This is a genomic window from Paenibacillus sp. FSL L8-0435 (assembly GCF_037965655.1).
Taxonomy (GTDB): domain Bacteria; phylum Bacillota; class Bacilli; order Paenibacillales; family Paenibacillaceae; genus Paenibacillus.
In genome coordinates, this window is sequence record NZ_CP150185.1 from 3,612,217 (window position 1) to 3,637,834 (window position 25,618).

The following is a 25,618-nucleotide window of genomic DNA, read 5'->3' on the forward strand; positions in this document are numbered from 1 at the left end:
ACTTGGACAGGATACTGACAGCGTGTCCGCTTGAATGTATATTCAGAGCAAGCTTCCATACGCAGGAGGCTTGCTGTTTCATTTTCAGAAGGAGAATAGGTCCCCATGACACTTAAAAAAAGAATCTTTTTACTGTTCTTTCTCAGTGCGTTTATCCCCTTTATCAGTATATTTGCGATTTCTTATTATACGATCGACTCCATTTTCGCAAATAAGATCGATGATGGTATCCGTAGCAATTTACAGCAGGCGACATCCTCATTGGAGAATTCCATCACCAATCTGAATCATGTGACGCAACAATTATCTTACAGGGGTACTTTAGGCAAAAGAATGGATGAATTCTTGAATCCGTCCTCCGATATCTTCGAACTGATTGAAGCTAGGGACGAATTAAAGAACGAGTTAAGTGTTGTCACCTTCACCAATCCTAATATCGGATTGACCCTGTATTACTTTCAAAAAGAAGGTACTACGCAGTTCGGCAACTTTCCGATTAAGGATCGTTTCTCTCCTGAGTCTCTGCCTGTGCTCTTCCAAACCTATGGCATTAAGTACTATGGCCCCCATATGAGTATGAACCGATTTGATGATCAACTCGTTCTGTCTGCTATGCGCAAAGTGCAACTATCCGAGAGGAACGACGTGTTCATTTACGTAGAATCAGGCTTTCGCCTCACTCAAGATATCTTGGGCTACAATCAATACAACGGCGCATTATCTCATCTCATCCTGGATGGTGAAGGCAACATTGTGTACAGCGAAATACCGGAAGCCATGAAGGTAGGGGAGAATTTCACCAGCTTAACGGCCGATCCTGCCAAGGACGGAATATCCCGCGGGTATCACTGGTTCAAAGAGGATTCCTCACAGAACTGGAGTGTCGTATCGGTCATTTCACAGTCTCAATATCAACAGGAGAAAAACCAGTGGTTGCTTCAAATTTTGCTGGTCGCTTTATTTTTCCTCGGCTTTACCGTTTTTCTTGCTTGGCTCCTGTGGAAGATGGTCTACAAACCTCTCGGTCTGTTCCATTCGGAGATCAATGGAATGTCCAAGAATCCACAAACAAAAGGGAGCCGAGCTCGCACTCAGATTCCCGAATTTGATTTTCTGTTGGGTGAATTTTCGAATATGCAGCATCAGATTGGTGACCTCTTCAAGGAAGTTCAGCAGAAAGAGAAGATACGTGCAGACCTGGAAGTGGAAAAACTGCTTTATCAGATTAATCCGCACTTTCTGATGAATACGCTGGATACGGTGCACTGGCTGGCGGTCATGAACGGACAAGGGGAGATCGACAAGCTGGTGCAGTCATTGAACAAGCTGCTCTATTACAATCTAGGCAAATTAGGGCAAGTATCCACCATGGAAGAGGAGATCGATGCGTTAAGACAGTATCTGATTTTGCAGCAAATTCGCTATGACTTTGAATTTGACGTCCGTATTACTGCAGATGAACAAGTGCTTCAGATTCCTGTGCCCCGTTTTATTCTGCAACCGCTGGTTGAAAATTCGTTATATCATGGATTAAGTGACGAAGGTTTTATTCAGATTGAAGTGACATGCACTTCAACGTTGAACATTATGATACAAGATAATGGCGCAGGTATGACGGAGGAAACCATTCATAATCTGCTGAACAATCGTGAAGCTGAACAACAAAAAGTAGGGATGGGCATCGGACTCAATTACGTTCACCGCATGTTGAAAGCACAGTACGGGGACCAAGCACAACTGGTGATTGAGAGTGAATTGGGAACAGGGACAAACATACTGCTCGTATTGCCTATTAAAGGAGAAGATATCTCGGCATGATTAAGGTATTGATTGTAGATGATGATAAGTTGGTACGCAAAGGCATTAGCTCTGCGATGCCATGGAACGAGTTCAACATGGAGGTTGTAGGAGAGGCAAGCAACGGGGCGAAAGCGCTGGATTTCCTAAAAACCCAACCGGTCGATCTGATGCTAACGGATCTTGCGATGCCCGTCATGTCAGGGATTGAACTGATGCGAGCTGCGAGGCAGCTCTATCCCGAACTTCATATCGTTGTGTTAACACTGCATCAGGATTTCGATTATATCCAGGAAGCGCTAAGACTCGGAGCCATCGATTATATAGCCAAAGTGCAGCTGGAGAAAGAGCAATTCGAACATGTTCTGCAACGGATACATTCCCGAATTAGCGGGTTGACAAACACAACAAGAAAGATGCCTTCGCAGGATGAAATCAATTTCCATTATCGAAATGTGTATGCACTTGTTTCACAGGATCGTAAATCAGAGCATAAGTGGCCAATAGAGTTAACTGCGCATGAAGATCTGATAAGGTGGGAGGTTGAGCGTAATAGCTACATGTGGGCTACACCCCCGTCCCTAGAAGATCAACTATTTCATCAATTGAAGGAAGGCCTGCAACAAGTTCCCCATAGTACGTTGTTGGTTTTGTCTGATGTACAAGAGCGAACATGGTCGCAAATCAAAAACTGGATTAGGAATTATACAGAGACGACTTTATTCTATGCGTACAACCCCAATAACCAAGTCATTGCCGTTTCGATGAATGAGGAAGACACAGGTTCAAAAGAACCGCAGGATGAGGACCTTGATCGGATTAAGCAAAGTTGGTTCCAGACACCATGGACCCACCATGACAGTTACTACAATCAACTCATTGACCAGTTTATATCCTTACGATTACATAAAGGTCAGTTGATGGGATTGCTGTACTCGATCGTCATGGAATGGAACCACCTATTTGCCCAAACTACGCTTGGAAGAATCTCGATGATCCATTCTTTCGAATCTTGGTACGAGGTTGAAGAATGGATCAAACAGACTGCTGCAAGCATTCGAAAGGCAGATGAACAGACTTCGTATTCACAGGAAATCATCGATGCGGTGAAAAAAGCAGTGATGATCGTGCAGCATGATTTGGAGCAGGCCTATACAGCTTCAGGTCTCTCCCAACAACTCAACATCAGCCGAAGTTATTTCAGTCAATGTTTCAAAGATCTAATGGGGAAAACCTTTAATGAGTACTCCCGCTTCATCCGGGTAGAGAAATCCAAAGAGTACTTGCTCAATACAAATAATACGATTTTTTGGATTGCAGAGCGAGTGGGTTATACGGATGAAAAATATTTCAGCCGGATTTTCCGCGAACTGACAGGTCTTCTGCCAAGCGAATATCGGCAGCTAGGTAGAGGAAATAAATAGCCGACAGTCTCCTGTTTTAGGAGCTGCCGGCTTTTGTTTTTGATCGAGAAGAGGGGTAGATAGACAAATGTTGGTCAGTAGGTAGGGTAAATGATTACAAGTTAACCATACTTCATAATACGGACTGAAAACTGTAACCATTTCTCTATCCAAACGGACGTGTAATCCCTATCTCGATTGGCCTTCACTTCATTTTATAATGAAAGCGCAAACAAATATATTGAACATCAGAATAAAGGGGAATCGAACTAGATGAGAACAAAATGGTCTATGAAAAGCAAGCGGGTGACAAAGCGTCTGGCCGTGCTGTCCATGTCCGCCTTGATGGTTGCAGCCCTAGCGGCATGTGGAGACTCTTCCAATCCTCCTCCTGCAGAGGAAGCAGGCAAATATGAGGTAACGCCGGGAGATCCGTTCAGTGCCTATAAAGACGAAATCACAGTAACCATGGGACGAGTAACCACAGCCAACCCAAAACTGCCGGCTGGAGATACCTATGAGAATAATGCGTATACCCGGCTGGTCAAAGACACGTTTAACGCTCAGATTACAGATCAATTTGAAGCCAATGGTGAAGATTATAGTCGTCAAGTATCGCTTGCCATCGCATCCGGGGAATTGCCTGACATGATGCGTGTTGATTCCAAAGATGAACTGAAAGAACTGGTGGATAACGATCTGATTGAGGATCTGACAGCCATTTATGATCAATATGCAACGGATAACATCAAGCAGATGTACGATTCCTATGATGGACGTGCATTAGAAAATGCAACGATTGATGGACGTTTGATGGGACTTCCGGCGACTTCCCTGGATTCCGCACCAACGATGGTTTGGGTCCGTCAAGATTGGCTGGATCTGCTGGGGATTCAACTTGATGCAGATGGAGACGGCGCCATTTCGCTGAATGAGGTGGAGCAAACAGCACTGGAATTCCTGAAAAGAGATCCTGGCCAATCCGGTAACCCGGTAGGTATTCCATTTGTGAACACGATGAATACAACAGATTATAATGGCTCTGCTTATACGATGCTGGGTGTGGCCTCAACCGAGGGAGCCTTCCCGCAATATTGGATGAATGGTGAAGACGGCAAAATCGTGTATGGTTCCACAACAGAAGAAACGAAGAAAATGCTGGGTACCATGGCGGATTGGTTCAAGAATGGTATTATCGACCCGCAATTCGGAACCCGCACGTTTGATGATATTACCGCACTCTACGCCAATGGCCAAAGCGGTATTGCCTTTGGACCGTGGCATATCCCTGATTGGGGACTGATCAGTGCAAAACAGATGGATAAAAATGCGAAATTCTCGGCTTATACGCTGGAAGATGCAGACGGCAAGGTCAACGTGGCGCATGCCAATCCATCCAATCAGTTTATCGTGGTGAGAAAGGGTTATGAACACCCTGAACTGGCCGTTAAGATTGTAAACCTGTTCTACGATAAACTGGCCAATGATAAAGATGCCGCAACAACCATGCCGGAAGCTGCCAAATATCAGGAGACCGGGGTAGACGGATCTACGAGACCTTTTAATATCGAAGTCAACTCGGCTACATCGCTGCTGGATGATTACTCTGATGTTGTTCGAGGAATCAAAGGAGAGATTTCCCTGGATGAGGTTCGCACTACCGAATCGAAGAACAATATCGGAAGCATCAAAACCTATTTGAGCGACATGGATACGGATGATGTGACTGCTTGGTCAAAATATCATTCGCGGATCAACGGAGTGGGACTAATCGACAAACTGACACAAGAAAGCAAATTTGTATGGATGACACCTGCTTTCTCTGGCACTACACCAAGCATGAAACAGACGTGGGCCAATCTGACGAAGTTGGAACAGGAATCGTTTATCAAAATCATAACGGGTTCAGAACCGCTCGATTACTTCGATACATTCGTGAGCAACTGGAAAAAACAGGGTGGTGATCAAGTCATTCAGGAAATTGAAGACGAGATCGCATCGAAACAATAATATCCATGAACAGTGGAAGGGCTGCGATACGCAGCCTTTCTTCAACGAAAGGGGTTCATCCATGAAACAGGGGAATTTGAAAGCGCGAGGGCGGCTCGGCCCAGGTGCCATGTACCATATGATGATGATTCCGGGCATTTTGTTTTTGCTTGTATTCAGCTATGTTCCAATGGTCGGTATCATTACAGCGTTTCAGGACTATATACCGGCCAAGGGCATGTTCGGCTCTGAATTTGTAGGCTTGAAGCATTTTATGTATATGTTCAAGCTGCCGGATATCGCGCAGGTCGTCAGCAATACGTTGGTGATTGCGATTGGCAAGATTTTGCTCGGAACGATGATGGCTATCATTTTTTCCGTTTTATTAAATGAAATTCGGATCAAATACGTTAAAAAATCCGTGCAGACGATTGTTTATCTGCCACACTTTCTATCCTGGGTTGTACTGGCATCCGTTGTTGTCAACATGTTCAGTCTGGATGGCATTGTAAATCAAATGTTGGCGTTTTTTGGCCTCGAAAATATTAATTTCCTTGGCAGCAATACCTGGTTCCAGCCACTGATTATAGGAACTGATGTATGGAAAGAATTTGGTTACAGTTCCATCGTCTATTTGGCTGCCATTACGTCCATTGATCCCGGTCTGTATGAAGCGGCAGGAATGGATGGAGCCAGTTGGTGGAGAAAAGTATGGCATATTACATTGCCAGGCATGCTGCCTATTATTCTGCTCATGGGCGTAATGAGCTTGACCAACATTCTGAGCGCCGGTTTCGATCAAGTCTATAATCTGTATAACCCGGTTGTCTATGAGTCAGGCGACATTCTGGATACTTATGTCTATCGGATCGGTCTCGTTGGGCGACAGTATAGCTTCGGTACAGCTGTTGGTTTGTTCAAGTCCGTAATTGGCATTGTTTTGCTCTTGTCTGCCAACCAGTTGGCCAAAAAATATACGGACAGAAAAATATTCTAAGGAGGCCAAACCTGTGTCCTATTCTGCAAACTTCAAAGATCGAATTGGCCGGTTTGTCATCTATGCCATCGTCATCATGCTGGCATTGGTCTGCCTTCTTCCGTTATGGAATATCGTCGCCATTTCATTCAGCAGCAGCGAGGCGGTATCCGCGAATGCTGTAGGTCTCGTTCCGGTCAATTTCACAACAGCGGCTTATACCAAAATTATTGATGATGCACAGTTCTGGCGCTCCTTTGGCATATCCGTTCTACGTGTCGCACTTACCCTTGTGCTTAACATGATTCTGATTATTTTGATGGCTTATCCGCTATCCAAATCAAAAAGGGAATTTAAAGGCAGAAACATCTATATGAATATCATGATTTTTGCCATGTTGTTCAGCGGAGGCATGATTCCGAGTTACCTGCTGATCAAAAACCTGGACATGCTGAATACGATATGGGCATTGGTTCTGCCAGGCGCTGTCCCCATATTCAGTGTCATCCTTGTGATGAATTTTTTCTCGGCTGTACCTAGAGCGCTTGAAGAAGCAGCGTTCATCGATGGAGCGAATCCCATTCAGGTCTTGTTCAAAGTGTATGTGCCTGTGTCCATTCCTGCGCTGGCGACAGTCGCCTTATTCAGTATCGTGGGTACATGGAATGACTTCTTCAGTGGTTTGATCTATATGACCAAAGTCAGCAATTACCCGCTAATGACCTATATTCAGTCCCTTAATGTGAATATTGCCGATTTGCTTCAAGCCGGCACCAATTCCAGTGAACTCAGCAACCTGACTGAAATTTCGAACAAAAACCTGAACGCAGCCAAAATTGTAGTTGCTGTTATCCCGCTATTGCTGATTTATCCCTTGCTGCAAAAATACTTTGTGGCTGGCATTGTTGTAGGATCGGTCAAAGAATAACCTTAGAAAGGTTGAATGGAACATGGAAAATAAAAAATGGTGGAAAGAAACCGTTGTATATCAAATATACCCACGCAGCTTTCAAGATCGTAACGGTGATGGAATCGGTGACTTAGAGGGCATTGTGTCCCGATTGGATTATTTGCAGCAACTCGGCATTGGTGCGATCTGGTTATCACCCGTTTGCAAGTCTCCTCAAGATGATTACGGATATGATATTTCAGATTATCAGGACATCGATCCGATGTTTGGGTCTTTGGAAGATATGGAAACGTTAATTCTTGAAGCCAAGAAACGAGACATTCGGATCATTATGGACTTGGTGTTGAACCATACCTCGGATGAACATCCCTGGTTTCTAGAAGCCAAAAAAGGCAAAGACAATCCGTACCATGACTACTACGTCTGGAGAGATGGCGTGGAAGGAACACCTCCGAACGACTTGGGGTCCACCTTTGGTGGTTCAGCTTGGGAATGGGCGCCTGAGATCGGGCAATATTATTTGCATCTATTTTCCGTAAAACAGCCCGATCTCAACTGGGAAAACCCCAAAGTCCGGCAGGAAATATACAACATGATCAATTGGTGGATCGAAAAGGGTGTGGGTGGTTTTCGACTTGATGTGATCGACTTAATCGGTAAAGAACCGGATTTGAAAATTACGGGAAACGGACCTAATCTGCATAAATACATCAGGGAACTGAGCAAGGAGACGTTTCAAAAAGCAGAAGACCTGCTTACGGTTGGAGAAACATGGGGCGCCACTCCGGAAATCGCCAAACTGTACAGCAATCCAGACGGCAGTGAATTTTCAATGGTATTCCAATTTGAACACATCAGTTTGGATGAACAAGATGGCAAAGGAAAGTGGGATCTTAAACCTTTGGATGTGATGGCATTAAAAAAGGTGCTGTCCAAGTGGCAAACGGAGCTCAAGGGTGATGCCTGGAACAGTCTGTTCTGGAACAACCATGACTTGCCTCGAATCGTATCACGTTGGGGAAATGATGGAGAATTCAGAGTTGAATCAGCTAAAATGTTGGCTACCCTTCTTCATGGCATGCAAGGTACGCCTTACATATATCAAGGTGAAGAGCTGGGGATGACGAATGTTCAATATGCGATCGAGGATTATCGGGATATTGAATTGCTCAACTTTTATAAGGAAAAAATGGGGAATGGTTATCCTGAACAAAGCGTGATGGAGTCGATCTACGCCAAGGGACGTGATAATGCACGCACACCTATGCAATGGGATACTTCTGATAACGCGGGTTTTACACAAGGGGAACCTTGGATTAAGGTGAATCCAAATTATAAGCAGATCCATGCCGAGGAAAGTTTGAATAACCCTGAATCCATATTTCATTATTACCGGAAATTAATCCAATTACGAAAAGATCATGAAGTCATCGTATATGGTGATTATGAGCTGATCTTTCCAGAGAACCCAGACGTGTTTGCATATACCCGAACGCTGAATAGTACGACAATTCTTGTGGTATGCAATTTCCAGGGATATACGACCGAACTCCCGCTTCAGGAGCAATTGATAGGGTCCCATCAGCTTTTGATAACTAACTATACAGGTGAACTCTCGGAGAGTGAATTACGTCCATATGAAGCAAGAATGTACGTTATTCATAATTAAAGCATAATACGTTATATGATGTTCAGTTCTCAAGAAAGAAGGATTGTATTCAATGAAAAGAGTATGGTGGAAAGAGGCAGTAGCTTATCAAATCTATCCGAGAAGTTTTATGGATTCCAACGGAGATGGGGTTGGTGACATTAAGGGGATCATCTCAAAACTGGATTATATTCAAGATCTCGGTATTGATCTGATATGGATCTGTCCGATGTATAAGTCACCCAACGACGATAATGGGTATGACATCAGCAATTACTGTTCCATTATGGATGAATTCGGCACGATGGCGGACTTTGATCAATTACTGAATGAAGTGCATCACCGCGGCATGAAACTCATTATGGACTTGGTGATTAATCATACCAGTGACGAACATCCGTGGTTTATTGAATCTAGAGCTTCGCTGGATAACCCCAAACGGGATTGGTACATCTGGAGAGATGGGAAGAACGAAGATGAACCGAACAACTGGGAGAGCATCTTTGGCGGTTCTGCTTGGGAATATGATGAAGTCTCCGGACAGTACTATCTCCATCTGTTCTCCAAAAAACAGCCGGATTTGAATTGGGCAAATCAGGAAGTTCGGAAATCCATATATGAAATGATGAATTGGTGGCTGGATAAAGGGATTGATGGTTTCCGTGTGGATGCCATCAGCCATATTCACAAAGAAGAGGGCCTCTTGGACATGCCAATAAGAGAAGGCGTCAAGTACATCTCCTCTTTTGAAAAGCATATGAATGTCAAGGGAATCCAGAGTTATCTGCAAGAAATGAAAGAGAACACATTATCCAGATATGACGTCGTGACTGTTGGGGAAGCAAATGGAGTAAAGGTAGAGGACCAAGAAGATCTGCTGGATTGGATCTGTGAAGTCAGAGGGAAATTTAATATGGTCTTTCAATTCGAACATCTGGACCTTTGGAAAAACAGCACAGACAGGCAACTGGATGTTCCCAAACTGAAAAACGTCTTGACCAAGTGGCAAAAATCACTGGAAGGCGTCGGTTGGAATGCTTTGTTTATTGAAAATCATGATCAACCTCGCAAAGTTTCATCTTGGGGAAATGATAAAGAGTATTGGTATGAAAGTGCCACAGCACTTGGAGCCATGTACTTTTTCATGCAAGGCACCCCATTCATCTACCAGGGGCAAGAGATAGGCATGACAAATGTGTCTTTCCCTTCCATAGAGGACTATAACGATATCGCCGACCAGAATTTATATCAGATCAAACGTGAAGAGGGGATGTCGCATGAGGAGATCATGAACATCATCTGGGCTTCGAGTCGTGATAACTCCAGAACGCCGATGCAATGGTCCTCGGCCAAAGAGGCAGGGTTTACCAGTGGTACGCCATGGCTGAAAGTGAATGACAATTACATCCATATTAACGTAGAGAAACAACTCCAGGAACAACGTTCCATTCTTCAATTTTATAAACTAATGATTCAGCTGCGAAAAGAGCACGATACGTTGACTTATGGTATTTATGAGCTTCATATGCCGGATCATCCGAGTGTATATGCATATACACGTACACTGGCAGACCAACAGGTGCTGGTAGTAATCAATCTTACTGAACACATGGTGGAGCTTGAGGAAGATGAGCTTGGCCTCAACTTCTCAGAGATCTGGCTTACCAACTATGAGAATGGCTTGCTGCCGCTGGTGTTGCGACCGTTTGAAACTATTGTTGGATTAAGCGATAAAGTATAAATCTGATGTTCCTACAGGTATCCAATGAAGCAAACAGAGAATTCACTCTCTAATTTCTGACATCAAGCAAGTGGACCCCTTAGAAAAGGTATTGGAATCAGTGCCGCTTATCCAATGAATTTCTAAGGGGCTTTATTTGTTATGCCTTCAGCCAGCGGAGAGCGTGAAACGAGTGAAGCCAAGTCATTTTTCTTTAAAGGGGATACATTAAGTCAACCTTTAAATTTGAGAGGGTTCTTCTTGCGTATACCGACGAGCATACCTCAGATTGATAATTTGTTAATTATCCTTTATTATGAAAGCGTTATCGTAAATTGAATACTTATTGTTCCATTCGGTCAATTGACCAACATATTAAACCTCGAGGTGAGTAGCATGAAGTACAGAAGATTGGGCAAAACCGAGCTGGATGTATCCGTCGTAGGTGTGGGCACCTGGCAGTTTGGCGGGGACTGGGGTAAAGACTATACTCAGAAGGAAGTCGATGATATTCTTTACCGTGCCAAAGAGCTTGGTATTAATTTGATTGATACAGCGGAATGTTACGGACCTCACCATATGTCGGAAAACTTTATCGGCGATTTTATGTCCCGTGACCGGCGTGAGGATTGGGTGATCGCATCGAAGTTTGGTCATCAATGGCATGATCACTGGACCAATGCCTGGAGTGTGGATCAGATCCGTGTACAACTGGAAGAATCCCTGAAAGCCCTAAGAACAGATTATATCGATTTGTATCAGTTCCATTCCGGATCAGATGAGGCGTTTGATAACGACGAGCTGTGGACCATGCTGGACAAGCAGGTACAGGCCGGTAAAATTCGAAATCTTGGTATCTCCATTGGCAGCAACGATAATCTGCATCAGACGAGCAAGGCTAGTGAGTTAAACGCGAAGGCAATACAGGTCGTATATAACCGTCTGGACCAGAAGCCCGAGGAGAGGGTATTCCCGTCATGTCAGGAGCAGGACCTTGGTGTGCTTGCAAGAGTCCCACTGGCCAGCGGCTATCTGAGCGGTAAGTACAAGCCGGGCGCCGTGTTCAATGACAATGTCAGAAAGGGACGCGAGCGTCAAGAGATCGATGAGAAACTGCAGCTGGTAAGTGAAATCCAGAAGAATGAAGTCCCTGAAGGGGTCGACATGGCCTCGTGGGCCCTTGCCTGGTGTCTGAAGCATCCAGCCGTTAGCTGCGTCATTCCAGGATGCAAAAGTCCGGAGCAGGTTGAAGCGAACGCCCGGGCTGCAGATCTGGAATTATAAGCGAGCTTGATTGGTGTAGCTTGCTGAGGGCAATATAATCGTGGATTAAAGTGAGTTAAAAAGGAGAAAGCAGCCGACCAAAGTATAAGGGGTCGGCTGCTTTTTTTGACCTGGAAGAATCATAATTAATATTTAAATTGAATCGTCAAACGCTCTAACTTTTGAGACATTTCCTGCAAGGTTGTGGATAAACTCGTGATTTGCTCCATGGAAGCCAGTTGTTCTTCTGAAGAAGCAGCTATATTTTGGGAGTTGTCTGCAGCTTGAAGTGCTAGATTGGAGACTTGCTCCTGGCCCGCTGTGATTTCTTGGACGCTTGCCGTGATCTGCTGTGTAACGCTGGCAAGTTCCTCCGTTTGTTGGGCGATAAAGTTGGTAGACTCTACGATTTTGTTAAACTGTTGTTCCGTCTCATTAGCAATCTGTATGCCGGAGTCAACGTCCTGTTTAACTCGATTCAACGTTTTGAGCGATTGTTCGATATCTGTACGCATATCTTGAATCAACGTAGAAATCTGCCCGGATGACTGGTTCGATTGTTCAGCAAGTTTTCTCACTTCAGCAGCTACTACGGAGAAACCGCGTCCTTCTTCGCCTGCACGGGCTGCCTCAATCGAAGCGTTCAAAGCAAGAAGATTCGTCTGCTTCGCAATATCCGTAATTGCAATGAGCATCGTACCGATCTGCTGGCTACGTTCATCTAGCATTCTCATAACTACATCCGTTTCATTAACCGACTTGTTGATCAGATTCATTTGCTTCGCCGTATGCTCTACGGCTGTACCACCTATGTTCGCGAGTTCCATCGCATCAACAGAAGAATCGGCAATGGTTGATGAGCTTTCCGAAATTCGCTGGATCCCGATCGATATTTCCTCGAGTGAGTTGGTTGCCCGTTGAAGCATCATTTGTTGCTCTTGTGCACCGGCTGCAGATTCTTGGATGGAAATGGTGATATTCTCAGTTGCCTGACTGGTGTGCTCCGCACCAAGAGTCAACTCTTTGGAAGATGAGGCTACCTGCTTGGTAGAGAGATCGACTTGACTAATAAGCGTTCTCATGTTTTTAATCATATGATTAAAGTCCTGTGAAAGCTCACCGATCTCATCTTTGGACTTCATCTTAACTTCTTCAACGGTTAGGTCACCGTCCGCAACGGATTTCAATCGCTTAGCGACCATAAGGATCGGCTTCGTTAGGCGTCCTGAGATGATGCTAACGATAATGGAACCAAGAACAACCGCCACAGCCATAATTATAAGAACAAGATACAATACTTGTGTGGCACCACTGTTAAACTCACTTAAGTAGGCACCCGAACCGATGATCCATCCCCAATGCGGGTCCATTTCAACATATGAAACTTTCGTTTCTACCTCACCTGTATCCGGTAGAGCCCACTTGTAGGTGACAAATCCGCCTCCGGCTGTTCCAACATTAACGAGCTCTTTTCCCAAATATACGCCATCTTCTGTAACGACATCTGTCAAATCCTGACCTTCATTTGAAGGATTCATTACGGAATGTGCATCTTTGCCAACAGCCCATGGATATCCTGTTTCCCCTACAGTATATTCACTTTTTACAGGCCGCTTATTATCTGCATTCTTTTCACCGAGCAGTTCTACGCGGAGCTTTTCCTGCGCTTGCTCCAATGTTAAACTTCCATTCTCTACCTGCTCGTTGAGGAGATTAATCATACCAATGACCATTCGGACACTATTTTCAAGTGCGGCCTTACCGGATTCATTCATTTCATTTTTTGAAACGGTATAAGAACTGAACCCTATTACGATTGTGGGCACGATAAGTATAACCAAGCACAAAGAAACTAACTTAGCCCTTAACGTTCTCATTTTTAGAATGGATCCTATCTTTGTTTTCACTTCAGTTCCCCCTAAGTATGTCAATGTACAGATCTAACTCAGAACCTGATAGTTAAAATTTAAATTAAATCTGTACCTAATATATCGAAAAAAGAGGAGCTAAAATGAAGTCTTTGAGCGATGAAAATCTCTGTAAACGAACTCGACCTTTTGTCTGCGATGTTTCATAAAACAAAGGTAAACAAATACTTTTTGTTGTATAATGATGGTAAAATATACAGGTGATATGATAGGAGCGAGGGATTTTGCACAGAAAGATTAAGATTAACCTTTTTTACTTAGCTGCTGGGATTTATCTGGGTATCGCCGTTGCAGCATTTGTTCCATGGATTGAGATTGGTTTGAAAATAACGGCATATTCAAGCATCATCGCACTATTAATAACGATCTATGACTCTTCTAAGGTTAGCCTTAGAATAACCTCACAAGAAGGCAATTTGCGTAAGCAAAGAATTCATTATGTATTTATGTTAGCTATGAAAGTGTTAATGATAGTATCATCATTCGTTCTTTTGTTCTGGATCAATTATGAGGATGATGAAGAAGTAATAGCCAAGATAAGTAATTACGTAACCTTTGCTGCAATTGGAATTGTGTTTTTTACAAGAGGCATGGAATTAAAAGGTTTAAGCAGCACTCAAAAATGATTTGAGGCATGTTGCATTATTATAGATAGGAAGGGGTGTTACCTTACGGTAATCACTCCTTTTTGTATTGTAGAACAGAATGAAAGATATCTAAAAATGAATTGTAATCTTCATCCTAATGGAGTAATATGCTAATTGTATATATCTCAAAGATATATTTTGAATGGGAGGGCATATGAAAAGAATCAATACCACCCACTTTGCGATTCTCGGCTTGCTTCGTGTGAAGCCCATGAGCGCATATGAGCTTGTTAAGTTTTCGAAGGAGAGCATCGGCCTTTTTTGGAACGAATCGTATGGACATATTCATAAGAGTATCAAACAATTGCAGTTAGAAGGCTCAGTTTCGGTGATAGAAGAAGCGAAGACGGGGAGACGTAAAATTGTCTACGGCATTACAGAGCAAGGATGTGACCAACTTGATTCCTGGCTGGCTCTGCCACCTGAAGAACCCGTAATGAGAAACGAACTGCTGATGAAGCTTTTTGTCTCCGATGAACGTCATATCCCGCAACTCATCACTTTTCTTGAAGAGGAATTAACAGCTAACGAACAGCTCATCACGATGTTGGCAGGAATTAAAGCGAGTGTTCCTAAAGGGAAAAGCAAGCAAGCCCAGCTCTGGTTGTTAACCCTGGACTATGGGGAGAGATATCTTCGGATGACTACGGAATGGTGTCAGCATGCGCTGGAAACCTTAAGTCATCCAAACAAGGGAGAATAAAATGAATAAAAAACGATCCACCCTCATTCCCATCCTATTGATCACGATCGTGGTGGTTGCCTGCGCACCTCTCCTGTTATGGTTTAGAAGTAGTCCGCTTCTCCCATTAAAGGTCTTCGACAGCGATGTATACAACCTGGAGATTAGTTATCAAATTACGGTGTTGTTATTAGCTGTTATTGTGATTGGCATTGTATACGTGTTGGCAGGTAAGGGGGGACTTAGGTATTTAAATCTGAAAAAGCGAGATGGAAAAATTCGGCCCGAACCGTGGATCGGCATTAAGCCGAAAGAAAAAGAGACATGGAAACACTTAGGTCTAAATTTTGCGGTCATCATTACGTTGGTAACATCTGTCGTTATCTACTTCCAAGTGGTGCACGGCGAAAGCGTAAGACTGGAGCTGTATCCCGGTGTTGTCCTCATCCTTGTGTTTGCACTAATGAATGCTTTTTCTGAAGAAATCATCTTTCGGTTTTCATTTGTTGCCGTTGTAGGTAAATATGGTTTGTCTTCGTATGTAGCTCAAGGACTGGCCGCTGCAATCTTTGGCGCCGTTCATTATTTTGGACATCCAGGCGGGATAGCAGGTGTAATTATGGCAGCGTTTATCGGATGGTTTTTAGCCAAATCGATGTTAGAAACGAAAGGATTCTTCTGGGCGCTGACGATTCATTTCTTGCAGGATGTTCTTATTTTTAGTGCCTTATTTATGAAGTAGCTGGGCTTGGGAGCTCATACCAAAAGTTAACCGCCCATTAAAAGGCGGTTAACTTAATCCATTGGCTATTCCTCTATAGGTGTTTCTCATAAATTACCATTGTCATTTTGTCGTTAATAACTTTGGTTACACCCGTCTTTTTATTATGGACCTGATTTACGGACTTCGATCTGAAATTGATCGGAATATGATTTGAGGTCCCCTGCAAGACCAGCGAGTTCCCCGGAGATGTTCGACAGTTCGCTCGCCGACCGTTGCTGTTCCACAGCACTAGCCGTGACTTCTTCGGCCATGGCTGAAGTTTCCTCGGTTGCGGAAGCAATATAACTGAGGTTCTGTTCCAACTCCTGACGAATAGAGTGCATATCCATTGTCCGGCTGTCCAAACTCTGAGCCAACTCATGCACTTCGGTCGATAAGCGGCTAACCTGTCTAAATGCCTGGAGGCAATCAGCGATCTGTTTCTCCTGTTCCTTAACTGCTACCATATTCGCATCAAAATGACTGCCCATCCGATGTATTTCTTGAACAAATGAACCCAGGATCTCATCAATCTCCTGGATCGAACGTTCGGATTGTTGAGCGAGCTGTCCCATTTCACCAGCAACGACTGCAAAGCCTTTACCTGCTTCTCCAGCTCGGGCTGCTTCAATTGAAGCATTCAGGGATAGTATTTGAGTTTGTTTTAAAATGTTGTGAATTTGACCGCTTATAGAGGAAGCGAGTTCGGATTGAGTCGTCAGAGACCTGGAAATATCCTGTTGATGCTCAACACGCTTGGCATTCTCTCGGCCCTTCTCAAGCAGAACCTCATGTTCACGTGTAACTTGTACTTGGACAGAAGATAGCTGCTCTGAAGTATAAGTAAACTGTTTCACATATGAACCTACTTCATCCATTATTTTGCCGAGATTCTCTGAGTGCTGGACGGAGTGTTCTGTCTCTTCAGCCTGTTTCATTGAACCCATGGCAATCTCCTCAATCGCTCTGGAAAGTTCTTCGCTCTGACGCTGGTTCGTCTGAGCGGTTTCCGAAATATCTTTGGATGAATGCTGTAACGTATTTGATCCTTGCTGTATTCCCATCAGAATGTTCGTCAATTGGGCAACCATGATGTTAATCAAATCACTGATGTCACCGAGTTGATCATTGGTCATATGTGTGGATACGACTTTGAGATTCCCATCAGCAACCTGTTCGAGGCTTGACTTAATATCGCGTACTTGTCTGAGAATGCCTCTTACTACGAATAACATCATGACCAAAGAAAGAATCAGTACAACCACAAAAATCGGGATTATGGTCTGATAAGCATTATTCACAGATGTAGCGGAGACTTGATTCACTGCTCCAGCAGAAATATCAACGCCCAGATAGCCAATGACAGTACCTTGCGAATCCTTGATTGGTGTAAAGGAGGACAATAGCTGTCCCCAGGTTGGATCATCTACAATGCCTGTTGTGACAACTTCACCGCGTAATAAGCGTTCCTGAATCTGGGGATTGAATTCCATTGCAGTGCCGTAAGGACTATACTCTGTATCATTCCAATCCGCTCCATCCACGGTGTAGATCCACCCGTCCGAAGTTTTGTTATACATATAAACATACAAGGCTCCCGATTGAAGCCTAACTTTAACGAGTTCGTCCCTAAGACTTTTATATTCCTTGCTCTCCTCTGAAACAGTAGAAGATAATGTCTTAATTAATTCCGATTCCTGACCAAGTTGAGAGGCGGTATTCACAGCCAGCTGCTGATTGTTATGCTGCATGGTCATTAATGATGCATTTTCACTGGAGTCGATAGTGGCCCACATAATTAGACCGCCCATGGCCAGTAGCGGAACCAGAATAATCAAATACAATTTGAACCTTAAATCCATCTTTTTTTTGCGAGTCTGTCTCACGTACGGTTCCCCCTTGGATGTAATAAAGTAAATATGGTTATTCATATAACCCCATACTATTTATCGTAATATTGAAGAGGAAAATGAAGACCAACACTAAACTTGTATATACATATACGCAGGAGAATGTGATCATTTGTGGTACCAGTGCACTCAAACCGAATGTAGAAGTTACTTTGCATCAAGAAACGTTGTCATTAACCAAAAAAGCTCCACCAGCTTTATGCCAGTGGAACCTTAATTTTTCTCTTAGACATTCTGTTAAATATACAAATATACTCACGGATGTTGATTACAGAAACGGTCGATATAATCAGAACATTCAAGTAGAAGCATTTATTGAGATCGTTAGAAAGCATGCCTACCACTGAAACGTTGGATTGCTTCCTCGGTCACCGGTGTGAAGAGATTAACCAGATTACCGTCAGGATCGCGAAACAGCAAAGCACGATTCCCCCAAGGCATTGTGGTAGGTGTCTTTACCCACTCATCGACAAACGGCTTCAAGCGCTCGTATTCCGCATCGACATCGTGGACATGGAACTCAATAATGATTGTACGATTGTTGGCCGCGACAGCTGAACCAGCGCCAAATAGTTGCACCGTCTGGGAGTGGCCGATCGCTAGAGTGCACGATGGCATAACAAGTTCGGCAAAGACAGGTGCAGGGCGTTCTGCTGAGACACCCGTAATTTTCTCATAAAACCCGACAAGACGATCCACATCATCAGTAATGATGCGCACAGAAGCAAAATTCACGAGATATCATCCTTCCTATATATAAGTAATACATTTTGGATCAAAAACACTTCGCATTTACTTCTACTCCTTTACAATTGCTTACTCCAACTATATAAAAACACTACTGACAACGGTATGTCAGTAGTATTTTATGAAGAAACCATAGAATAAGAGTGATCGGATTGAACTAACGAGAAACGATAACGCCGGAAGGGATCTCACAGTTGGTTGCTACTGTAATTTGTATTATTACTTCAATGATATTATCGAGCTTTGAGTTATCTACTGTATATGTGAATGTATACTTTTTTCTTATTTTTGCATTTCTGCCAGCTAGTGTGAACATTCCTTGTTCTTTTTTACTTGATGGAGAAAAAAGTAAGCCGGAATAATCCTTTCTTATGTAGTCACTGCCCTTGCCATTGCAGGGTTAAGAACATTGCTAGACTACTATATGAACATAGAAGAAAATCTCTTTTAGTATACGGAATAGTAGCTGCATTTAGTGTTGTAGTATATACACTCTCATGGATCATATGCCCAAGATGGATAAGCCGTAAAGAATTATGACCACTTGGAAAAGAACTGTATTTTTCTTGCGAAATAATCTAAGATTTACTCTTAGGTAGTGATAAAACTTGATGAGTAGGGAGTGGAAAAATATTTTCGTGGAGTCAGAGCAGTCATCGTTCAATGATTCTCGTTATCTAGGAGCTAGAATGAAAAAAATCATTGCTTTCATGGACTGGAGTATATTCTCGCTTCGTTTTTATCATTACTTGTTGCTTGCCATTCTAATTCTAACTGTACCCGGAGACTCGGCTCACGTTCAATTGGAGATCATCTGGCTTTTGGCGGCCTTCCTTGTCCCGATCTTATTTTGGTTTCCACAACTGCGGTTGAACAATCTGTGGTTTTGTATTACCGAGGTCGTTCTTGGCGGCTCATATTATGTGAATATGACTATCCATTCTGAATTCATCTCCTCGCCTGATTACTTGCTTCCCAGCCTAACCATGGGCTACTTATTGACCAGAAAGACATTTTGGATTATCCCTTCTGTTTTTTTGATACCATTCGTCTTCCTGTTCAATCAAGGATACACCTTGAACCTGAGCATGAGTATGGGGTTCGACAACTTGTTATTTTGCTTTATTGGTATATGGGTAAGCTTCATAGCTAATGCTTATCGTCAGAAAAATGCCTTGGCGGTTGAAGTTGAACATCAGAACAGGTTGTTGAGCCATTATGCCGCTCAGGTCGAGAAATTAACGTTAATGGAAGAACGAAGTCGTATGTCCAAGGAACTCCATGATACACTTGGGCATTCCTTTATTTCCCTGATCATGAGTCTGGATGCGGCCATTGCTCTATTGGATCATAAGCCTGCTGAGGTGAAAGATAGACTTATTCGCTTGAGAGCGTTAGCCGAGAGGAATCTCGACGAAATGAGAGATGTTGTTCACGAAATGGGAGAAGACGATACTAGCCTCTTTAAGCAGATTAGCGTACTTGCTGATAGCTTTGCCGAGCACACTGGAACGAATGTTACATTGGATCTGCCTATGACAGAACATGCAATGCTTCTTAAAGCGCGACAAGCTATTCTTCGCATGATTCAGGAATCGTTTACGAATGCGCTAAAACACGGAAAAGCGTCTAAGCTGAATTTGGAGCTTTCCTTTGTTGAGGAAGCCTTACATATTGTTATTCGAAATAATGGTAAGCCATTGGACAAATTGGAATACGGCTTTGGCTTGACCACGATGAAGCAACGGATTCAGGAAATTGGAGGTAAGCTTACCCTCTCATCCTCATCTGGAGCCACGTCGTTCACCGAGGTGAGATGCGAAATTCCATTAAATGGAGTGATGTTACATGCAGAAGATTAGAATATTAATTGTCGACGATCAAGAGCTTATTCTGGAAAGTCTGCATATTGTCCTGTCTCTTGAAGAAGATTTTGAGATTGTCGGATTAGCCAAAAATGGGGAAGAAGCCATTGAAGGCAGTAAACAATTTCAGCCTGATATCGTGCTAATGGATATTAATATGCCCGTCATGGATGGCGTTGCTGCAACGTCACGAATTAAGCAGCAGATTCCGGCGATTAAGATCATTATGCTGACCTCTTATAAGGAAGTGGATTATGTTTTGACGGCATTAAGTCATGGAGCAGAGGGCTATCTACTCAAAGCGATCCGTCCCAAGGAGCTGGCTGCAGGAATACGTGTGGTTCATACAGGAGGTACATTGATTTCTCAGGAAGTGGCTGCCAAATTGATAAAAAATATCCCCCCGTCTGCTGCTCCAAAGAGCAACGAGTACGGATTGAGCGCACGTGAAATTGAAGTACTTCACAAGTTGGCATCTGGCTTGCGCAATCAAGATATTGCTGAGGCTTTGTTTCTTAGTGAAGGGACCGTTAAAAACTATATTTCTTCCATCTATTCCAAATTGGATGTGAAAGGAAGGAGGGAGGCAACTCGCAAAGCCAAAGATTCAGGAATGATGGAAGAATAAACAGGTAGAATATTACTGATGTTCATAAAAAATCGGCAACTCATTGGAGTTGCCGATTTTTTATGTCATAGGTCAATTCATGACTAAATCGCACTATGTCTATATGACTTTTAAAGTCTAAATTTATAACAAGCGGAACAATCATTTCGGAAGATTGAAGCGCAGAGAGGGGTAATTCGAATGAAAAAAATGAAAAAAATATTTTTTGGGATCGGTATTGCTGTTTTAATACTTTCAATGGTGGTTCTTTACTTTCCAACATGGACTCCGAAAATAAAAGGGGAAAATAGTATTAGTGTACTGGAACAAGTAGAGATCAATGGAACAGGTCATGAAATCATGATCCGCGGTCAAAATGTAGAGAATCCGGTTATTCTGTATGTACACGGTGGGCCGAGCGCGTCTGAAATTCCGCACGCAAAGCAATATCAGGATGTATTGGAATCCAGATTTACCATTGTGAACTATGATCAAAGAGCAAGCGGAAAGTCTTATCATTTTTTTGAGGATTACTCCAATTTATCAACGGACTTGCTGGTTGATGATATACTGACCATCACGGATTATATATCTGAACGGCTTGGCAAGGAAAAGGTGATCCTGATCGGCCATTCCTTCGGTACTTACATTGGTTCTTTGGCTGCCCATAAAGCACCGGAGAAATATGAAGCCTACATCGGAATTGGTCAGGTAGGAGATACCAAGCAGAGTGAGATAGACGGTTGGAATTATGTAATGAAACAAGCTCAGCTTGCAGGTAATGATGATGACATAGCAAGACTTAATCAGGTTTCTGAAGCCATTAATCAAGGGCAGACATTTACACCGAGAGACATTGTTACACGATACAAAGGTGCCGCGAGATTGATGGATAACCCTGATGACAGTTTTCTTGGAATGGCGTTCAGCAGTGAATACAACATGCTCGATGTCATACGTTATCATAAAGGAATGACTTATTCACAAGGAATTCTAATTGGTGAAGTGATGAGTCGTCCATTGCCTTCCTTAATTAAGAAGCTGGATCTGCCATTTTATTTTGTAATGGGAGATTATGACTTTATGACTTCGTCCCATGCTGCCAAACAGTTTTTTGACGGAATTAAAGCTAACAAGAAAGAATTTATTTCTTATAAAGAATCGGCTCACTACCCACACTATGAAGAAAAGGAAAGATTCTTCAATTGGATGACAGATACGTTCACTCCATAACATTTGTTAGAAATTAAAAAGAGAAGTGTGCGTAAATAAAAAGTAATCCGCTGCTGTTTTCAAATAGAGACTGACATTAGGAATCGTTGCAGAAATGCTGACGATTTTTTTGTATACATTTACAGAGCATTATAGAGCTAAAGCCCATAATATTTGATACATTTTTAAACAAATCTTAAACGCAACGTGCATTGGTTTTAAACTCCAGATGTTAGGCTGATATACATAAAAACAGAGGAGTGTCAGCCTAATGAATCAGTTGGTTAGAAAAGTGTTATTGTCTACAGTGGTGTGCAGTTTCAGTGTGATGTCCATTGGTCCGGTGGCATATATGTCTGGATCAACTTTAGTAGACAAGAAGAATACAATATCTTCAGAATTAATTTGGAAAGAGAGCGTTCGCTCAAATGCAAATACGATTACATCCGTTAACGCAGAAAAAAATGATCAGTACTCTGATTTGATGTTTCTAAAGTCTATTTTAGCGGATAAACGAATCGTTAGCTTGGGAGAAGCATCGCATGGAACATCAGAATACAATTCAATGAAAGTAAGACTCGTAAAATTTTTGCATGAAGAACTAGGATATGATGTCATTGCATTTGAATCCAATCTAGCCGATACTACTACTGCATATGCTCAAATACATAATACAACGCCAGAGGAATTGATGAAGAGCTCCGTCTATGGCGTGTGGCAGGTTGAAGAGAACTTACCTTTATTTGAATACATTGCACAACAAAGCTACACGGATCATCCTCTTATATTAACTGGATTTGATTCACAAGGCACGTCGGAGTCTTTTATTCAATTCGTTGAGGCGTGGTTTGCTAAGGTCGACAAGAATAAAGCAACAGCATTTGCGCAAACGGAACGCTGGTATTTAAAGCTTAACATGGTTAACAAAGTAGACGATTTTAATATTCAAAAGAAGAAAATAAAAGAAAAATATATTACTCTCCAAAAGTTTGTAAGAGACAACAAAGCTGAATTAAGCAGGAATCAGAAAGAGCAACTCAATCTGATATCTCTGGTAGATCGCGTCTTACAAAATAGGTTAGACATGTTGGATAACTACCATCCTCATATTGTAAATCTGCTAGCAGGAGTAGACCCTGAGAAGCATTTGAAATTGGGAAGTTATGAACGAGATCGCGTGATGGCTGATAATGTAGAATGGCTTGCAGAAACAGTCTATCCTGAGGAGAAAATTATTTTATGGGGACACAATTATCATATACGTAAGAATAATTCCACAATGATCACAGAGCATAACGGATACGATTATGATAATAATCCATATCCAACCATGGGTGAGATGCTTCCATACTCACTCAAGCAAGCTGGTTATGTTATAGGTTTGTATGCATATGAGGGAAGCGCATATAAAAACAATGGAGAGGAAGAGCAAGTCCTGCCTCACAAAAAAGGAAGTCTTGAAGATATTGCAGGAATTGAAATGGGTCCAGCCCGGTTCATCAACATGAAGGACAAGGAGTTAAGTCCAACAACGGAATGGATGTACACACCTCGAATTGCCAAAGCATGGGGAGTTTTAGATGAAAAGATGATACCTCGCGATCAGTATGATGGAATATTACTTATTCATAAAATCCATCCCTCTAATCACTAGGAAAGAGCGTACTCAAATTTCGAAGTGAGGGTAAGGGCTAAAAATCGATTGTACTTGGTGGTAAACAGTGTTACTCTAAAAGTCTGTGTTCGACAATATATTCAATACTAGCCACCAATTTAGTTGTAAAGAAAGGTAACACTATGATAAAAGTTGAAAACTTATCCTTCTCATTTCCACAAAAGGAACTATATAAAAACATTTCATTTACGTTTGAAGAGGCACAACATTGTGCTTTTATCGGAACAAGCGGAAGTGGAAAGAGTACACTGATCGATATCCTGATGGATCCGGAACGATATTTGTTCGAGGGCAGGTTAGAGATAGACCCTGATTGCAGAATCGGGTATGTGAGTCAGTTTTTGCAAGTAGACAAAACAAAAGAAATGACCGTTTTTGAATATATCGCAGAAGAATTCATCAAGATACAAGATGAAATTACAGCGATTTATGCGGAGATGGCCACCACATCGGATATGGATTCCCTGATGGAAAAGCTTCAATTGGCTTTGGATGCCTTCGAAGCGATGGATGGGGACAATTTCGAAAAAAACATCAATAAACAGTTAAACCTTGCCAACCTCATGAAGCTCAAAGATCTTAGTATATCCGCCATAAGTGGCGGGGAATTCAAACTTATTCAAGTGATGAAGGAAATGCTGAATCGTCCAGACTTCATGATTATGGACGAACCCGATGTATTTCTAGACTTTGAAAACCTGAACGCGCTTAAAAAATTGATTAACTCCCACAAGGGAATGCTGCTGGTCGTTACACACAACCGGTATCTGTTGAATCATTGTTTCAACAAAATCATACACCTAGAAAACACAGAGCTCCAGGAGTTTGACGGGCGATATATCGATTATAACTTCTCACTGCTTCAGTCTAAGATCGAACTGCAAGAAATCGCGGTTGCAGAAGCTGAAGAAATTGAGAGATACGATCACATCATCGACAATCTTAGAGAGATCGCCACATATAATTCGGAAGCCTCGAGAGGCAGAGCGTTAAAAGCCAGAGTCAAGTTTCAAGAGAGATTGGAAGCACGTCGAATAAAAGAACCCTTTGTCGATATCAAACAGCCAAATATCCGTTTTGGGATCGATAAGGAAATGGAAGACACCGTTGTAGTTAACGTCAATAACTATAGCGTTTCCTTTGACGAGTTGCTTTTGGAAAATGTGAACTTTGAGATCAAATCGATAGATAAAGTAGCCCTGATCGGTCCTAACGGTACCGGGAAAACGACTTTACTCCGAGAAATCTTTAAAAATAATCAGGATTCCATTGAAATAGATACCGATGTTAAAGTGGCCTATTTATCTCAGGTTCAAGGCGAAATGTTAAAGGATTCGAATACCATCCTAAATGAATTCATAGATTCCGGGTTTCAAACGTATGATGAAATTAGATCGTATCTTCCAAACTATGGCTTTGATGGAGAAATCCTTGATCAAAAGATTGAATCATTGTCTGGCGGTGAAAAAAACATGCTTCAATTGGCTAAAGTTTCTGCCAGTCAAGCCAACGTATTGCTCCTGGATGAACCAACAAGCCATTTGGATATCTATACACAAATCGCATTGGAGAAAGCCATTGAAGACTACAAAGGTGCGATTATCATGATTTCTCATGATTTTTATTCGGTTGTAAATGGTATGGATTATGTTTTAATTATTGAGGACAGAACGATTAGTAAAATGAGTATAGAAGAATTCAGACAGATGATTTATGCGAGTCATTTTGATGAAAACTATCTAGAAAATGAACAAAAGAAAAAGTCTGTTGAAATGAAAATTGAATTGGCTTTAAAAGATACTAATTTTGAACTTGCAAAAAGTTTGGTTGATGAGCTAGAAAAGCTGATTAAGTTGCTTTAGACAAGGTGAATATT

General features: G+C 42.4%; 19 protein-coding genes. 16 read left to right on the plus strand and 3 right to left on the minus strand.

Annotated features, from left to right (window positions below):
- Nucleotides 1-105 precede the first annotated feature (105 nt).
- The 8 genes from NST33_RS15660 (at nt 106) to NST33_RS15695 (ending at nt 11,727) form a co-directional block, all read left to right on the plus strand.
- Nucleotides 106-1,818, plus strand: a complete 1,713-nt coding sequence (locus NST33_RS15660; protein ID WP_221821314.1) for a histidine kinase — start codon at nt 106-108, stop codon at nt 1,816-1,818.
- Nucleotides 1,815-3,221, plus strand: a complete 1,407-nt coding sequence (locus NST33_RS15665; RefSeq protein ID WP_221821316.1) for a response regulator — start codon at nt 1,815-1,817, stop codon at nt 3,219-3,221. The genes NST33_RS15660 and NST33_RS15665 overlap by 4 nt, the downstream gene beginning before the upstream one ends.
- Before the next feature lie 252 nt (nt 3,222-3,473).
- Nucleotides 3,474-5,210 (plus strand): sugar ABC transporter substrate-binding protein, encoded by a 1,737-nt coding sequence (locus tag NST33_RS15670; RefSeq protein WP_221821317.1) that lies wholly within the window; start codon nt 3,474-3,476, stop codon nt 5,208-5,210.
- A 61-nt stretch (nt 5,211-5,271) separates the two neighbouring features.
- Entirely contained in the window at nt 5,272-6,186 is a 915-nt protein-coding gene (locus tag NST33_RS15675; protein ID WP_076253174.1) for an ABC transporter permease subunit, read from the plus strand.
- Between the two features lie 13 nt (nt 6,187-6,199).
- The gene (locus tag NST33_RS15680; protein WP_221821319.1) at nt 6,200-7,093 is read left to right on the plus strand and encodes a carbohydrate ABC transporter permease; all 894 of its coding nucleotides are present in this window, start codon (nt 6,200-6,202) and stop codon (nt 7,091-7,093) included.
- A gap of 22 nt (nt 7,094-7,115) precedes the next feature.
- Nucleotides 7,116-8,744, plus strand: a complete 1,629-nt coding sequence (locus NST33_RS15685) for an alpha-glucosidase (RefSeq protein ID WP_221821321.1) — start codon at nt 7,116-7,118, stop codon at nt 8,742-8,744.
- Nucleotides 8,745-8,796: 52 nt separating this feature from the next.
- Entirely contained in the window at nt 8,797-10,464 is a 1,668-nt protein-coding gene (locus NST33_RS15690) for an alpha-glucosidase (protein WP_221821323.1), read from the plus strand.
- 375 nt (nt 10,465-10,839) lie between these two features.
- Nucleotides 10,840-11,727 (plus strand): aldo/keto reductase, encoded by an 888-nt coding sequence (locus tag NST33_RS15695; protein ID WP_336758054.1) that lies wholly within the window; start codon nt 10,840-10,842, stop codon nt 11,725-11,727.
- A 125-nt stretch (nt 11,728-11,852) separates the two neighbouring features.
- Here NST33_RS15695 and NST33_RS15700 read toward each other — a convergent pair whose 3' ends face one another.
- Nucleotides 11,853-13,613, minus strand: a complete 1,761-nt coding sequence (locus NST33_RS15700) for a methyl-accepting chemotaxis protein (RefSeq protein ID WP_221821327.1) — start codon at nt 13,611-13,613, stop codon at nt 11,853-11,855.
- A 245-nt stretch (nt 13,614-13,858) separates the two neighbouring features.
- On the opposite strand from NST33_RS15700, the gene NST33_RS15705 reads away from it, so the two are divergent.
- From NST33_RS15705 to NST33_RS15715, 3 genes are all read left to right on the plus strand, one after another.
- The gene (locus NST33_RS15705; RefSeq protein ID WP_339303940.1) at nt 13,859-14,260 is read left to right on the plus strand and encodes a hypothetical protein; all 402 of its coding nucleotides are present in this window, start codon (nt 13,859-13,861) and stop codon (nt 14,258-14,260) included.
- 175 nt (nt 14,261-14,435) lie between these two features.
- Complete coding sequence (locus tag NST33_RS15710) at nt 14,436-14,984, plus strand: PadR family transcriptional regulator (RefSeq protein ID WP_221821331.1); 549 nt, start codon at nt 14,436-14,438, stop codon at nt 14,982-14,984.
- A 1-nt stretch (nt 14,985) separates the two neighbouring features.
- Nucleotides 14,986-15,705: a CPBP family intramembrane glutamic endopeptidase gene (locus NST33_RS15715; RefSeq protein WP_221821333.1), complete on the plus strand. Its 720-nt coding sequence runs from the start codon at nt 14,986-14,988 to the stop codon at nt 15,703-15,705.
- Between the two features lie 143 nt (nt 15,706-15,848).
- On the opposite strand, the gene NST33_RS15720 is transcribed toward NST33_RS15715, so the two are convergent.
- Together NST33_RS15720 and NST33_RS15725 are read right to left on the minus strand one after the other, a co-directional pair.
- Nucleotides 15,849-17,612, minus strand: coding sequence for a methyl-accepting chemotaxis protein (locus tag NST33_RS15720; RefSeq protein ID WP_221821335.1), 1,764 nt, complete (start codon nt 17,610-17,612; stop codon nt 15,849-15,851).
- Nucleotides 17,613-17,960: 348 nt separating this feature from the next.
- On the minus strand, nt 17,961-18,371 hold the full coding sequence (locus NST33_RS15725; RefSeq protein ID WP_221821337.1) for a VOC family protein: 411 nt from the start codon (nt 18,369-18,371) through the stop codon (nt 17,961-17,963).
- Between the two features lie 701 nt (nt 18,372-19,072).
- On the opposite strand from NST33_RS15725, the gene NST33_RS15730 reads away from it, so the two are divergent.
- The 5 genes from NST33_RS15730 to NST33_RS15750 all read left to right on the plus strand — a co-directional run bounded on the left by NST33_RS15730 (nt 19,073) and on the right by NST33_RS15750 (nt 25,604).
- Nucleotides 19,073-20,245: a sensor histidine kinase gene (locus NST33_RS15730; protein ID WP_221821339.1), complete on the plus strand. Its 1,173-nt coding sequence runs from the start codon at nt 19,073-19,075 to the stop codon at nt 20,243-20,245.
- Nucleotides 20,232-20,876: a response regulator transcription factor gene (locus NST33_RS15735; RefSeq protein WP_221821341.1), complete on the plus strand. Its 645-nt coding sequence runs from the start codon at nt 20,232-20,234 to the stop codon at nt 20,874-20,876. Before NST33_RS15730 ends, NST33_RS15735 begins: the two co-directional genes overlap by 14 nt.
- 180 nt (nt 20,877-21,056) lie before the next feature.
- Complete coding sequence (locus NST33_RS15740; protein ID WP_221821343.1) at nt 21,057-22,088, plus strand: alpha/beta hydrolase; 1,032 nt, start codon at nt 21,057-21,059, stop codon at nt 22,086-22,088.
- A 250-nt stretch (nt 22,089-22,338) separates the two neighbouring features.
- A complete protein-coding gene (locus NST33_RS15745; RefSeq protein ID WP_221821345.1) occupies nt 22,339-23,721 on the plus strand; it encodes an erythromycin esterase family protein in 1,383 nt (460 codons plus the stop codon).
- 143 nt (nt 23,722-23,864) lie between these two features.
- Nucleotides 23,865-25,604, plus strand: coding sequence for an ATP-binding cassette domain-containing protein (locus NST33_RS15750; RefSeq protein WP_221821347.1), 1,740 nt, complete (start codon nt 23,865-23,867; stop codon nt 25,602-25,604).
- Nucleotides 25,605-25,618 lie beyond the last annotated feature (14 nt).